The following is a 14002-nucleotide window of genomic DNA, read 5'->3' on the forward strand; positions in this document are numbered from 1 at the left end:
GTCTTCCCGGGAGTTCGGTCCGCGAGCTTCACTCCTCCGGGAAACCGACCCGCCGTCACGGCTCAGCCGACGTGGACGCGGGGCCGGCGCTTGCGGTCCGGCTCGGCCTCGCGCAGCACCTCGCGGGTCACCGGTGCCACCTCGCCCTGCCCGAAGAGGAAGAAGCGGAGGAAGTTGCGGAAGGGATCGCCCTCGGTCCACTCGAAGTAGATGTGCGGGATGCAGTCGGTCGTGTCGCGGACGTACAGCATGAGGGCGGCGAGGGCGTTCGGGATCGAGGACGACTCGAGGGTCAGTACGCGGTAGCGGCCGTGCAGCACCTCACCGCGCACGGTCAGCCCCGCCTCGAACTCGGAGGGGTCGCCCACGGTGACCTCGACGAAGACGAAGTCCTCCTGAGGCGTTATGTCGTTGTCGACCCGGATCTGCTCGATCTTGTCGCGGTACTCGGCGGCGTCCCTGCTGTCGGGCTCGTTGGCGATGAACCGGATCTTGCGGCTGGCGATGTCGCGGACGAACCGCTCCGCCATGGTGTCCAGGCTCACGCTGGTCACCCGCAGCTCGAAGGCACGGGCCAGCCGGGACAGCAATGACACCAGGATGATTCCGGCGATGAAACAGGCGCCGATCTTCACACCGTCCGGCCGCTCGATGACGTTGACGACGGTGGTGTAGAGGAAGACAGCCGAGATCACCGCGAAGCCGACGGTCCAGTTGCGCTGGCCGGCCTTGCGGGCGGCGATGGTCACCGCGATCGCGGCGGAGCTGATCAGCACCAGCACACCGGTGGCGTAGGCGCCGCCCTGCGCGTCCACGTCGGCGTCGAAGATCCAGGTGACCAGGAAGGCGACCAGGATGAAGACGATGACCATCGGCCGCACGGCGCGCGCCCAGTGCGGGGCCATGCCGTAGCGAGGCAGATAGCGGGGCATCAGGTTGAGCAGCCCGGCCATCGCGGAGGCGCCCGCGAACCACAGGATGGCGATGGTCGAGGCGTCGTAGACGGTGCCGAAGGCGTTGCCCAGATACTCGTGCGCCAGATAGGCCAGCGCACGGCCGTTGGCGGCACCTCCCGACCGGAACTCCTTCTCCGGGATCAGCAGGGTCGTGATGAAGCTGGTGGTGATGAGGAAGCCGCTCATGACCAGCGCGGCGGTCGTGAGGAGTTTCTTCGTGTCGCGGATGCGGCCGGTGGGTTTTTCCTCGGTGTCCTCGGGGTCGCCCTGGACGTGGGGCATGACGGCGACGCCGGTCTCGAAGCCGGACAGGCCGAGGGCGAGTTTGGGGAAGACGATCAGTGCGAGGCCGACCATGACGAAGACGTTGCCGTGTTCGGTGGTCAGTGCGCCGGTCCAGTCGGTGACGACGTGGCCGGCGGTGGCGACGTGCCACAGGCCGACGGCGACGACCACGGCGTTGAGTGCCAGGTAGATGCCGACCAGGGTGAAGGCGACGCCGATGGCTTCCAGGAAGCCTTTGAGGAAGACCGCGCCCAGGAGGGCGATCAGGAGCAGGGTGATGACCATCTGGTGGCCGTGGAGGGTGCTGGTGAGGTGGGGGTTCTCGATGAGGTGGGTGGAGGCGTCGGCTGCCGAGAGGGTGATGGTGATCAGGAAGTCGGTGGCGGCGAAGCCGAGCAGGGTCAGGACGAAGAGCTTGCCCTTCCAGAAGGAGAGCAGTCGTTCGAGCATGGCGATGGAGCCCTGGCCGTGGGGGCTTTCCTTGGCGACGCGTCGGTAGACGGGGAGGGCGCCGGCGAGGGTGACGATCACCAGGACGATGGTGGCGATGGGGGAGAGGAGTCCGGCGGCGAGGGCGGCGATGCCGGGCTGGTAGCCGAGGGTGGAGAAGTAGTCGACGCCGGTCAGGCACATCACCCGCCACCAGGGCTGGCCCTTGTGCGGGGGTTCGGGCTCGGTGGGGGGCTGCTGTGCGGAGCCCCTGCCCATGTCGGACAGCCCCTCCAGCATCCACGCCCGCAGCCGGCTCGCGGGTGGTGGGTGTTCGGTGGTGGCCATCGGCGCGCTCTCCTGTGTACGGCTCGGTGCGGGAATCGGCCATCACACGGACGGCCGCACCAGCGTATGCAGAGAGTGACGCGCGGGCCCACGGATGGCGGAGCCGCAGGCGTCAAGCTTCCGTTAAGAACGACCGTGTCGGCATCAATGTCGCATCAAACCGGCATCAATGGCCCATCAAAAGGCCAGGAAGCCGACGCACACGGGAGCAGAGCCGGTGAGCACGGCCGCCCGACCCGAGGCGAACACACAGCGTCACACCGCGAATCAGGGGCCCGCCTCCGGTGAGGAAGCGGGCCCCGGTCAGCAAGCGCCCTGCGCGGCTGTGCTCTTCCCGGAGGGTCGCCCGCCGGGCGTGGGGAGCCCGTTCCGGATGGGGCTTCCGGCCGCGTGATGCACGTATTCGCGTACCAGCCGGAAGCCGGCCGTCCAAGCCAGCAGCCTGCTGGCGCGGTTCAGCGTCGAGCAGTTCCAGCTCGGCCGGTGGCCGCGCGCGGTGATGTCCGCGCACAGGGCGGTGACACAGGCCAGGCCGAGGTGGAGTCGGCGGTGGTCGGGGCGGGTGAAGACGGACACGTCCTCGTAGCGGGTGCCGCGGAAGTGTGTGCTCGCGACCGCCAGCAGATCACCGGCGCGGTCCACCGCCGCCCAGCCGTGACCGGAGGAGGCGAGTCCCGCCGGGCCGCCCCAGGCGGCGTGGATCCACGCCGCGTCCGAGTCGAGCGCCGCCAGGGCCCGGGTGTCGCGCGGCCCGAGACGACGCACGGTCAGGCCCCGCGGGGTGGGCGTGGGGTGGGGCTCGTCCTGCAGGGTCCACACCATGCGCTCCCACGGCGTGAGCCGGTCGAAGGCCGAGTGCAGAGTGGGCAGGAAACGGGCGGGGGCATCGATGTAGTGGTGCGCCAGGGGCGCCAGGGCCTCCGGGGTGAGCGCGTCCGGCGTTCCGCGCAGGACGGCGTATCCCGCGCACGACACGGCAATCGCGCGTGGGCGGTCCGCTCGGTCCGCCCACCAGTGGCCGATGCCGATGCCCAGTACGTGTTCGCCGACTACGGCCGGGCCCGGGGCGCCGGTGGGCAGCCAGCGGATGAGTGCCGGAAGCCGGTCGGATGCGAGTTCGATCATTTTGACGCCTCCACGTCGGACGGTGAAGACGCTTCGACGGTCGCGGAGCCTTGACGGTGAAGACGCTTCGACGGTGAGTGAGGACACCGGAAACGGGGGAGCGTCCGTCTGGGGACGCCCGCCCCGCCCTCCGGCCGGTGTTACGCCTGGCCGGCCTTGGTGCCGTGGTTCGCCTTCTTCCTGCGACGGGCCCTCTTCTTGCGGGCACGCTTGGACATGCGGGTCAACTCCCTTTCTTCACGGGTGGTTCAGGCGGCCCGGCCGACCAGCAGGTCCGCCAGCTTGTTGAGTCGCTTGACCGTGCGCTCCTCCTGAGCGGCCGGCGCCGGGTCGACGCGTTCGGCGCGGTCGTAGTAGGCGCCGTTGACGATTTCCACCGCCGGGTCGCACAGCCGGACGATGTGGGTGGCGCCCTCGGCTGGTTCGGCACCCTCGAGCGCGTAGAGCGGCAGAAGAGCCGTGTCGCAGACGCCCGGGTGCACGGAGACCGCGGTGACGCGCGGGTCGGCCGCGAAGACGGTGAGGGCGAGCTGGGACTGGGCATAGGCGGCGAGCCGCGAGTAGCGGCGGGCACGGTTGGGGTCCGCCCACTGGATCGACGCCGTGCGGTGCAGGGTGGACGAGACGTTGACGACACGGCCCCCGGGATCGCTGGTGAGCGCCGGCTCCAGCAGACAGGTCAGCAGATAGTGCGCGAGGAAGTTGACCTGGAAGGCGATCTCGTTGCCGTCCGCGGTGACGGTGTGGCGTTCCGGTGCCGCCATCCCGGCGTTGTTCACCAGCACGTCCAGGTGCGGGTGTTCCCGCACGACGTGCTCCGCCAGGGCCTCCACCTCCTCGAGGCGGGTGAAGTCGGCGGCGCAGGGCCGCAGTCGGGACTCGTCGATCCCGCTCATGGCGACGAGACGGTCGACGGCCGCCCGCGTCTCCTCGGCGGTGCGTCCGTGCAGCAGCACGGTGGCGCCGCGCTCGGCGAGCAGTCGCGCGGTCTCCAGTCCGATGCCGGAGGTTGCTCCGGTGACGAGGACGGTACGGGACGAAAGGTCGGGCATGGTCCATCCAGGGATGCGGGCACGCCGGCTCGGCCCGTGCAGGGCGGCCGGTGATGTGCGAACACGAGAAGGGGCGCCGGACGTCGGTCACGGCGCCCCGAGGGCTACGGAAGACGCGTCGACGTCAGAAGGCGGACGCGGGCGATTCCTGGCAGCGAGGCGCACGACGGGTCGCGCCGGGACTCGGCGGCCGGTCGAAGAGGAGCCATGCGCTGTTCACGTGGTCCATGGAAGTCGTTCCGCGGTCCCGGAACAAGACCGCCACACGATCCCATACGCCACTCTGACGTGCGCATACGTGTTCATGACGGTGTGTCGGGCACGGCGGGGTCCGGTTCAGCCGAGGCCGGGCACCGCCGAGATCACCATGTCGATCAACTTGATGCCGACGAAGGGCAGTACCAGCCCGCCGAGCCCGTACAGCAGCAGGTTGCGGCGCAGCAGGTCGTGGGCCGACGCAGGCGTGTAGCGCACGCCGCGCAGGGCCAACGGGATCAGCGCCACGATGATCAGCGCATTGAAGACGATGGCCGAGGTGATCGCTGACTTCGGGCTGTGCAGGCCCATGATGTTCAGGGACTCCAGACCCGGGTACGCACCCGCGAACATCGCCGGGATGATCGCGAAGTACTTCGCCACGTCGTTGGTGATGGAGAACGTGGTGAGTGAGCCGCGGGTGATGAGGAGTTGTTTGCCGATCTCGACGATGTCGATGAGCTTGGTCGGGTTGGAGTCGAGGTCGACCATGTTGCCGGCCTCCTTCGCGGCCGATGTGCCCGTGTTCATCGCCACGCCGACGTCGGCCTGTGCCAGGGCGGGGGCGTCGTTGGTGCCGTCACCGGTCATCGCGACGAGCTTGCCTCCCGCCTGCTCCCGATGGATCAGGGCGAGTTTGTCCTCCGGCGTCGCCTCGGCCAGATAGTCGTCGACGCCCGCCTCCTCGGCGATCGCCCGTGCGGTGAGCGGGTTGTCGCCGGTCACCATGACGGTGCGGATGCCCATCCGGCGCAGCTCGGCGAAGCGTTCGCGGATCCCGTCCTTGACGACGTCCTTGAGGTGGACAAGACCGAGGACGCGTGGGCCGTCCCAGTCGTACACGGCCACCAGCAGCGGGGTGCCGCCCGAGGCGGCCACCGACTCCGCGAGGCTTCGGGCCTCGGGCGGAACCGCTCCTCCGTACATCCGCACCCATTCCAGGACCTGTGTCGCGGCGCCCTTGCGGATCGACTGGACCGCTCCGTTGTCCCAGCGCAGATCGACGCCGCTCATCCGGGTCCGGGCGCTGAACGCGACCCATCGCGCCTGACTCAACTCGCCCTCGGCGGGGGCCCGCAATCCGTGCCGCTCCTTGGCGAGGACGACCACCGAACGGCCTTCGGGCGTCTCGTCGGCGAGTGAAGACAGTTGTGCTGCCCGGGCCAGGTGGCTCTCGGGGACGCCGGGCAGCGGCACGAACTGCGTGGCTTCGCGGTTCCCCAGAGTGATGGTGCCGGTCTTGTCCAGGAGCAGCGTGTTCACATCGCCGGCGGCCTCGACGGCACGTCCCGACATGGCGAGGACGTTGCGCTGCACCAGCCGGTCCATGCCCGCGATGCCGATCGCGGACAGCAGGGCGCCGATCGTGGTCGGGATCAGCGTGACCAGCAACGCGACCAGAACGGTCGTCGACTGGGCGGCCTTCGCATACTCGGCCATCGGCTGGAGGGTGACCACGACCAGAAGGAAGATGACGGTGAGCGAGGCCAGCAGGATGTTCAGGGCGATCTCGTTCGGCGTCTTCTGCCGGGACGCGCCCTCGACCAGCGCGATCATCCGGTCGAGGAAGCTGTGCCCGGGGCGGGCGCTCACCCGTACGACGATCCGGTCGGAGAGCACGGTCGTACCGCCGGTGACACCGCATCGGTCGCCACCCGACTCACGGACCACGGGGGCGGATTCACCGGTGACCGCGGACTCGTCGACCGCCGCGACCCCGTCGATCACATCGCCGTCGGACGGGATGGTCTCGCCCGCCCCGACCAGAACGACGTCGAGCGGCCGCAGAGCGGTGGCCGGGACGGGTTCCGTGCGTGCCAGACGCGGATCGGTGCCGTAGCGCCAGTCGAGCAGCCGCATCGCCACCGTGTCCGTGCGTGCCCTGCGCAGCGAAGCGGCCTGTGCCTTGCCGCGGCCCTCGGCGACCGCCTCCGCGAGATTGGCGAAGACCACCGTCAGCCACAGCCACACGCTGATGACCCAGGTGAAGACGGTCGGGTGCAGGACGGAGGAGAGGGTGGTGAGCGCCGCGCCGACCGAGACCACGAACATCACGGGGTTCCTGACCAGCACCCGCGGATGCAGCTTGCGCAGGGCGTCCGGGAACGAGCGGGCGAGCTGGGCCGGTTCGAACAGCCCGCTCGGGGCGCGGCCCCCGGCGGGCGGTGCCGCTGCGCCCTGCGCGGAGCGGGAGGTCGGGACCTGCGGAGGAGCGGCGGGGAGCATGGCCACCTTCGTGCCTTGGTGGAAAGCGGAGTCCACGCACCTGGGCACGCGGACGTACCGTTCGGGCTGACAGAAACGGGCTGGTCGCGGGGCGCGTGCGGGGCCGGACATGGGACGACGGGGCACGCGCGCTCGGCCGACCCGAGGCGCCTTGGAATGCAGCTTCCGCCGGCGGGACGTCATGCCAGTGACGTCCGCGGGCCTCTTGGTCGGACCGCTGGAGACCCTAACCGCGTCCGGCAGTCGAACTGCCCGGATGGCCGGGAATTTGCGGCACTCATACGGGGCGCTCGCGAGGGCCGTAAAGGTCCCGTCAATGCCGCCTGAGAACGCATCAGGGGCGCGTCAACGCAGACCGTGCGTGGCCGGAACCGGTCGCAGACTGAGCGGCAACGGGGGACGGGCGACCGTCCGTGGTCAGACGTTGGAGGGACCGTGACGATCACGGCCGGAACAACACGCGCCCCGAAGGGGGTGGGCGCGGAGCCACGGCAACCGGCGGTCGTCCCGCCCGAGGGGGACAACGGCTCGCGGCCGAGAGGGGGACCGCGGCCGAGTGGGCGGAGGCGTCACCTCCGCCGCGAGACCGTGGCCGCGCGGGCCGCTCTGCGCCGTCGCTACTGGGCCACGTTGCCCGCGCGTCTGCGCTTCCTGCGCGCGGTCACGGTCTCGCTCACCGCCGCACTGGCGCTGCTGCTCCTGCTGGCCGGTCAGGCCGCCACCGGCACCTGGGACTCCGTCGCCGACCGCGACGCGCCGCGCACCACGAGCGCCGCGGACCTGAACCTCGCCCTGAACGACATGGACGCCCAGGCCGCCAACATCCTGCTGTCCAGCGGGAACGCCGGCCAGGGACGCCTGGTGACGCCCTACGACAAGGCCATCGGCTTCTACGGGGCCGCACGCCGCGAGATCGGTCACGATCTGCGGGCCCTCGCCGTCGCCGCCCAGGGGGATCGGGCCGACGAGCGGACCGTCGAGTCGCTGACCGACGGCTTCGCCGAATACCAGGAGCTGCTCGGCCGCGCGTTGGAGAACGACGGTCACAACGGCGGCAAGGCGGCCGCGCTGGCCGACTACCGCCGGGCGACGGATCTGCTCCAGCAGCACCTGCTGCCCGATGCGCGAGCCCTGGTGGAGTCCAACGACAGGGCGTTCGACGGGCAGTACGCCCGCGCCCGCTCGGGCCTGTCCGCGCAGCTCGTCGCCGTACTCGCCCTCGGCGCGCTGCTCCTCGCCGTGCTGGGCCTGCTCCAGTGGTGTCTGGCCCGCCGCTTCCACCGGGTCCTCAACCCCGGTGTGCTCGCGGCCACCGTCTGCACCCTGGTGGCGGTGGTCCTCGGAGCTCAGCTGCTCTCCTCCTCCGCCGCAGATCTGCGGGTCGCCCGCCGGGACGCCTTCGACTCCGTCGTCGCCCTCTCCCGAGCCCGCGCCGTCGCCTACGACGCCAACGCCGACGAGAGCCGCTACCTGCTCGACCCCGAGCGCCGCGACCGGTACGCGCGCTCCTTCCTCGCCAAGTCCCAGCAGCTGTACGGCGTCAAGGGCGCCACTCCGGGGACGTACTACGACGGGCTCGCCGCCACCTGGAAGGCTTACCGTGACGACCGGAACGACCTGCGCTTCACGGGCGAGTTCCGGCGCGAACTGGACAACATCACCTTCCCCGGTGAACGGGCCGCGGCCGAGAAGACCGTCGATGCCTTCGCCGTCTACCAGCGCGACGACCGCACCATTCGCGCTCTCCTCGCGGCCGGCAAGGAGCACGAGGCGGCCGAGTTCTGCATGGGGTGGGAGCCCGGCACGTCCAACGCCCACTTCGGGGAGTGGATGGCCGCGCTGGACCAGGTGACGGGCGTCAACCAGGCCCACTTCGACTCCTCGGTGCGGCAAGGGCGCTCGGCCTTGGGCGTACTGCTGCCGTGGGCGGGCGGCCTGCTGCTCGCCGCGGCCGCCCTCACCGCCCTCGGGCTGCGGCCCCGGCTCGCCGAGTTCCGCTGAGCCGCGCGCTCACGTGTCGGCCAGCCGCGCCTCTTCCAGGTCAAGGGAGCGCTGGAGGCGTCTGCGGGTCGTGTCGCTGATGGCATGGTCGTCGTACAGGCGCCGCAGCTCCACCGACTCCACCGCTATCAGGTCGCGGCGCAGCTGGCGGTAGACCAGGTCGGCGGATTCCTGTGGCATCCCGCCGTTGGTGTCCGTGAGCCGGTCGCGGGCGTCCTCGAGGCGGGCGTTCAGACCCCGGCGGAGCCGGTCGATGACCACGTCGGGCGCTGCCTCGAGTTCTGCCAGCTCGTCCAGACGCCGGATCCCGGCCCCCGCCAGGCTGCACCGGGCCGCGGCCTCCTCGCGCTCGGTGTGGTCGGGCTCAAGGGCGATGCCGGAGCGCCGGACGACCGGGGCCAGGGTGAAGCCCTGGACGACAAGGGTGACGACGACGACCGAGGTGGTCAGGACGAGCACGAGGGGCCGCTGTGTGAGCGCGGCGCCGTCCGCCGTGGCGACAGGGATCGACAGGGCCGCCGCCAGCGGGACGACCCCCCGGGTGCCCGCCCAGGTCAGGACCATCGGCACCCGCCAGTTCATGCGCTGGATCCCGCCCTTGCGCTGTACGACCGCGGACAGGGGCGCGAGCCACAGCAGGCGCACGGCGATCAGCGTCCCGGCGACGGCCAGGGCGTACAGCGGCCAGATCCGGTCACCGTCGGACAGCGCCCGCACCTGTGCGGGCAGGGCCAGGCCTATCAGGCTGAAGACGACGCTCTCGAGCAGGAACACCACCGTGCCGTACACCGCGTGCAACTGGAGCCTGATGCGGGCGTTGGTGAGCCGGTCGCCCCGCCCGCCGAGGACCACCCCGGCGACGACGACGGACGTGACGCCGGAGGTGTGTGCGGCCTCCGCGAGGACGTAGGCCGCATAGGGTGTGACCAGTGAGATCACGGTCTCCAGGATGGGGTCCTCGGTACGCCGCCGGATGAGCGCGACCACTCCGGCCAGCGCGGCTCCGATGAGCGTGCCACCGCCGGCGAGCACCATGAACTCGCCGCCCGCCGAACCCCAGTCGGCGGCCGCGGACGCAACGGCGACCCCCACCGCCACCCGGAACAGCACCAGCGAGGTCGCGTCGTTGAACAGGCTCTCCGCCTGGACCAGCACCTGGACCTTGGGCGGCAGCGCGAGCCGCCTCCCGAGCGCCGTGACCGCCACGGGGTCCGTACTCGCCAGCACGGCACCCAGCACGAGCGCCATCTGCCACGGCAGGGGCGTCACCAGCGAGGCCACCGCCGCCACCGCGGCCGCCGAGGCGAGGACCAGGCCGACGGCGAGTACCCCGACCGGCTTCCACACCGCGCGCAGCTCTCGCCAGGACATCTCCTCGGCACTCGCATACAGCAGGGGCGGCAGCACGACGAGCCCGATGACGTCCGGGCTGATCTGGATCTGCGGGGTTCCGGGCAGCAGTGCGACGGCGAGGCCGGCGACCACGAGCAGTGAGGGCGCGGGGATACGCCATCGGCGGGCGAAGGTGGCCACGACGGTGGCCAGTACGACGAGTGACAGAACCGTCCCTACGCTGCGCATGCCGTCCCCTGGGCTCGAGCGGAGCCGCCTTGGCTCCTCGCCGACCAGACTTCCCGGCACACCGCCTTCACCCTATCGGGTTCGGGCCACGTCAAGACAGTGTCAAGGTCCACGTGAGCGCCGCCAAGGATCCGCTAACGGCCGCGCGGACGGGCCCGGGAAGGGCTTCCGTGGGAGCAGTGAGTACGAGAAGTGACCCGTCCCTGTGTGGGAGTTGAGCCAGTGAGCGGAGCGCCTCGGCTGCGATGAATGACGTACGGCCAGGACGACTCAAGGTGTACCTCGGGGCCGCCCCGGGAGTCGGCAAGACCTATCGGATGCTCGACGAGGGGCGGCGCCGGGCCGCCCGGGGCTCGGACGTGGTGGTCGGGTTCGCGGAGAGCCACGGTCGTGAGCAGACCGAGAAGATGCTGGAGGGGCTGGAGATCGTGCCCCGCGCGCGGTGCGAGTACCGCGAGGGGGTGTTCCCCGAGATGGATCTGGACGCGGTGCTGGCGCGCCGGCCCGACGTGGCGCTGGTCGACGAACTGGCGCACACGAACGTGCCCGGCGGCGGTCGCAATCCGAAGCGCTGGCAGGACATCGAACGGCTTCTCGCGGCAGGCGTCGACGTCATCACCGCCGTCAACATCCAGCACCTGGAGTCCCTGAAGGACGTCGCCGAGAAGATCACCGGGGTGCCGCAGCACGAGACGGTGCCCGACGAGGTCGTACGGCGCGCCCATCAGATGGAACTGGTGGACATTCCTCCCGAAGGGCTGCGCCGGCGCATGGCGCACGGCAACATCTACGCACCCGAGAAGATCGACGCCGCCCTCGCCAACTACTTCCGGACCGGGAACCTGACCGCGCTGCGTCAGCTGGCGCTGCTGTGGGTCGCCGACCGGGTCGACGAGGCACTTCACACATACCGGGCCGAACACGCCATAGGCCGGGTGTGGGAGACCCGCGAACGCGTGGTCGTCGCGCTGACCGGCGGGCCCGAGGGGGACACCTTGATCCGCCGGGCCGCACGGATCGCGGCCCGGTCCGCCGGAGGCGATCTGCTCGCCGTGCACGTGGCCCGCAGCGACGGGCTCGCCGCGGGCGTGTCGCACGCCTCCCTCGCACGGCAGCGCCGGCTGGTCGAGGACCTCGGTGGCAGCTACCACTCGATCGTCGGCAATGACGTCACCACCACTCTGGTGGACTTCGCCCGGGCCGAGAACGCCACCCAGCTCGTTCTCGGCACGAGCCGCCGGGGCCGCCTGGAGCGGTTCCTCACGGGCCCGGGAACCGGGGAAAGCGTGACGGCCCTCTCCGGTGACATCGACGTCCACATGGTCACGCACGAACGCGCGGGACGGGGCACACTGCTGCCCTCACGGCGCCGCACGCTGTCGACGGCCCGGATGATCGCCGGACCCGTGGCGGGACTGGTGCTGCCGGTGCTGCTCACCGTCGTCCTCGCCCAGGTGCGCGGCACCCTCAACCTCACCAGCGAGGCCCTGCTCTTCCTGCTCGCCGTGGTGGGTGTGGCGTGCATCGGCGGGGTCGCCTCGGCGGTCATCGCCTCCGTGACGGCGTCCCTGCTGCTCAACTACTGGTTCATCCCGCCCATAGGGCAGTTCACCCTGAACGATCCGAACGCGCTGCTCGCCCTCGCCGTCTTCGCGGTGGTCGCCGCCGTCGTGGCCGCCGTCGTCGACCGTTCTCTGCGCCTGTCCAGGCGTTCGGCGCGCGCCGCGGCCGAGGCGGAGACCATGTCCTCACTGGCGGGCAGCATCGTGCGCGGGGGCCAGACGATCCCCGCCCTGCTCGAGCGGACCCGGGAGACGTTCGGCATGGAGTCGGCCGAACTGGTGGACGAACCACCGGATGCCGAGGGCGTCACCGCCGTCCCCGCGGGCCCCGGCGCCTTCCTGGCGCTGCGCGGCCGCAGCCTGTCGTCTTCCGAGCGGCGTGTGCTCGCCGCCTTCGCCGCGCATGTGGGATCCGCGGTCGAGCGGGCCAGGCTCGCCGAGGCCGCGGCCGAGGTCGAACCGGTCAAGGCCGCCGACCGGATGCGTACGGCGCTGCTGCGGGCCGTCGGCCACGACCTGCGCACCCCGCTCGCGGCCGGGTGGGCCGCCGTCACCTCGCTGCGCAGCCGCGATGTGCAGTTCTCGGCCGAGGACCAGGACGAACTGCTGGCGACCGCCGACGAGTCCATGGCGAAGCTCAACCGGCTGGTGGAGAACCTTCTCGACCTCAGCCGCCTGGAGGCGGGAGTCCTCACGCTGAAACTGAGGGCGACCGCGCTGGAGGAGGTGCTTCCGACGGCACTGGCGGATTTCCCGGAGGCCGAGGCGGGGAACCTGGAGGACATCCCCGTGCTGCTGGTGGATCCGCCTCTGCTCGAACGAGTGATCGCCAACCTGGTCGGCAACGCCGTCCGCCACACCCCATCCGGGTCCAAGGTGCTGGTGACCGCCAGCGCGCTGGCCGGACGGGTCGAGGTACGGGTTGTGGACCGCGGACCCGGTCTTCCGCCGACCGGCCGTGACCGGCTCTTCGAGCCGTTCCAGCGGCTCGGCGACACCGACAACACCACAGGTCTCGGCCTCGGTCTAGCCCTGTCCAAGGGACTGGCCGAAGCGATGAACGGAACCCTCACCCCCGAGGACACGCCCGGCGGCGGACTGACCATGGTGCTGTCGCTGCCCGTCGCCGAGGCGGCCGGGCATGTGTATCCGCAGAGTGCACACAGCGTAGGAGGTGCGTCATGAGCACCGAGACCGGTATCCGGAGGCTGCACCACGCGGCGGGCCCCGGTGGTTCGATCGCAGCATGGTCCGTGCGCGAAGGGCCGGCGGTCGCCGCGGGCCTCATGGCCCCCTTCGTGGTGGCAGTGGCCCTCGTCCCGTTCCGCACGGACCTCTCGCACACCGATTCCGCCCTGGTCTTCGTCGTGGTGGTCGTGGCGATCGCCTCGCTCGGCAGCCGTGCGGCGGGCGTGCTCGCCGCCCTGTCGGCGGCGGCCTGGTTCGACTACTTCCTCACCCGGCCGTACTGGACCTTCGGCATCACCGACTCCTCCGACCTCGGGACGGCGCTGCTCCTGCTGGTCGTCGGGCTGATCGTGTCCCACCTCGCGGTACGGACCCGGCGCCTGGAGGCGATCACGGATACGGACGCCGCGTACATCGCCCGTATGCACGCCACGGCCGTCCTCGCCCAGTCCGCCGGATCCGCGGACGTCGTGGTCGCCCACGTCAACGGCGAACTGACGGAACTGCTGGGCTTGCGTGACTGCCGTTTCGAGTCCGGCACGCTGCTGGGCCAGCCACCGCGGCTGCGACGGGACGGGAGCCTGACGTACGGCGGGCGCCGCCGTGACCTCGATGCGGACGGCTGGCCCGAGGGAGAGATCGAACTGCGCGTCTACGGCAACGGCCGCTATCAGGGGCGGTTCATGCTCACCCCCGGCTCGGGGCCCGTACCCCCGCTCCTGGCCCGTCTGGTCGCGGTGACCCTGGCCGGCGAGACGAGGGCGGTACTCGACGCGGCGGGGCCGGCCCGCGAGGGCTGACCCGATCGCTCGGGCGCCGTGGACATGACCGGCCACCGCGAGCCGGGGTGTCGCATTGCGTACGAGGTGTTCCGGAAGAACGGGTGGAGGCTGCCCGCCGCAGCGGTGCGGACGCAGCCGGCATGGTGGGACACCTTCGCCGGGCCCGGTCCGGCGCGGCCCGGCTTCGACCGGCGTCCGCAGTGGGGGAGTGA

Annotated in this window: 8 protein-coding genes; 3 read left to right on the forward strand and 5 right to left on the reverse strand. The window is 71.0% G+C overall.

All coding sequences use genetic code 11. From position 1 onward, the window contains the following. Positions 1-62: 62 nt before the first annotated feature. From RCR19_RS32615 to kdpB, 4 genes are all read right to left on the reverse strand, one after another. Positions 63-2018, reverse strand: a complete 1956-nt coding sequence (locus tag RCR19_RS32615; protein WP_331268362.1) for an amino acid transporter — start codon at positions 2016-2018, stop codon at positions 63-65. Between the two features lie 303 nt (positions 2019-2321). Beyond that, on the reverse strand, positions 2322-3143 hold the full coding sequence (locus tag RCR19_RS32620) for a GNAT family N-acetyltransferase (protein ID WP_331268363.1): 822 nt from the start codon (positions 3141-3143) through the stop codon (positions 2322-2324). A gap of 248 nt (positions 3144-3391) precedes the next feature. Continuing rightward, positions 3392-4195, reverse strand: coding sequence for an SDR family NAD(P)-dependent oxidoreductase (locus tag RCR19_RS32625; protein ID WP_331268364.1), 804 nt, complete (start codon positions 4193-4195; stop codon positions 3392-3394). Positions 4196-4531: 336 nt separating this feature from the next. Beyond that, entirely contained in the window at positions 4532-6676 is a 2145-nt protein-coding gene (gene kdpB / locus RCR19_RS32630) for a potassium-transporting ATPase subunit KdpB (RefSeq protein WP_331269616.1), read from the reverse strand. A 588-nt stretch (positions 6677-7264) separates the two neighbouring features. On the opposite strand from kdpB, the gene RCR19_RS32635 reads away from it, so the two are divergent. Beyond that, the gene (locus RCR19_RS32635) at positions 7265-8677 is read left to right on the forward strand and encodes a hypothetical protein (protein ID WP_331268365.1); all 1413 of its coding nucleotides are present in this window, start codon (positions 7265-7267) and stop codon (positions 8675-8677) included. A gap of 9 nt (positions 8678-8686) precedes the next feature. On the opposite strand, the gene RCR19_RS32640 is transcribed toward RCR19_RS32635, so the two are convergent. Continuing rightward, on the reverse strand, positions 8687-10258 hold the full coding sequence (locus RCR19_RS32640; protein WP_331268366.1) for a Na+/H+ antiporter: 1572 nt from the start codon (positions 10256-10258) through the stop codon (positions 8687-8689). 245 nt (positions 10259-10503) lie between these two features. Here RCR19_RS32640 and RCR19_RS32645 point away from each other — a divergent pair, with 245 nt between their 5' ends. Beyond that, on the forward strand, positions 10504-13005 hold the full coding sequence (locus RCR19_RS32645; protein WP_331268367.1) for an ATP-binding protein: 2502 nt from the start codon (positions 10504-10506) through the stop codon (positions 13003-13005). After that, a complete protein-coding gene (locus RCR19_RS32650) occupies positions 13002-13808 on the forward strand; it encodes a DUF4118 domain-containing protein (protein WP_331268368.1) in 807 nt (268 codons plus the stop codon). Before RCR19_RS32645 ends, RCR19_RS32650 begins: the two co-directional genes overlap by 4 nt. The last annotated feature ends 194 nt before the right edge of the window (positions 13809-14002 follow it).

The sequence above is a fragment of the Streptomyces sp. WAC07094 genome, from assembly GCF_036320405.1.
GTDB lineage: Bacteria > Actinomycetota > Actinomycetes > Streptomycetales > Streptomycetaceae > Streptomyces > Streptomyces lannensis.

Bases quoted from the DNA above. Each gene is read 5' to 3' on its own strand.
- RCR19_RS32620 (WP_331268363.1), bottom strand. From the start codon at position 3,143: ATGATCGAACTCGCATCCGACCGGCTTCCGGCACTCATCCGCTGGCTG.
- kdpB (WP_331269616.1), bottom strand. From the start codon at position 6,676: ATGCTCCCCGCCGCTCCTCCGCAGGTCCCGACCTCCCGCTCCGCGCAG.
- RCR19_RS32615 (WP_331268362.1), bottom strand. From the start codon at position 2,018: ATGGCCACCACCGAACACCCACCACCCGCGAGCCGGCTGCGGGCGTGG.
- RCR19_RS32645 (WP_331268367.1), top strand. From the start codon at position 10,504: ATGAATGACGTACGGCCAGGACGACTCAAGGTGTACCTCGGGGCCGCC.
- RCR19_RS32650 (WP_331268368.1), top strand. From the start codon at position 13,002: ATGAGCACCGAGACCGGTATCCGGAGGCTGCACCACGCGGCGGGCCCC.
- RCR19_RS32625 (WP_331268364.1), bottom strand. From the start codon at position 4,195: ATGCCCGACCTTTCGTCCCGTACCGTCCTCGTCACCGGAGCAACCTCC.
- RCR19_RS32640 (WP_331268366.1), bottom strand. From the start codon at position 10,258: ATGCGCAGCGTAGGGACGGTTCTGTCACTCGTCGTACTGGCCACCGTC.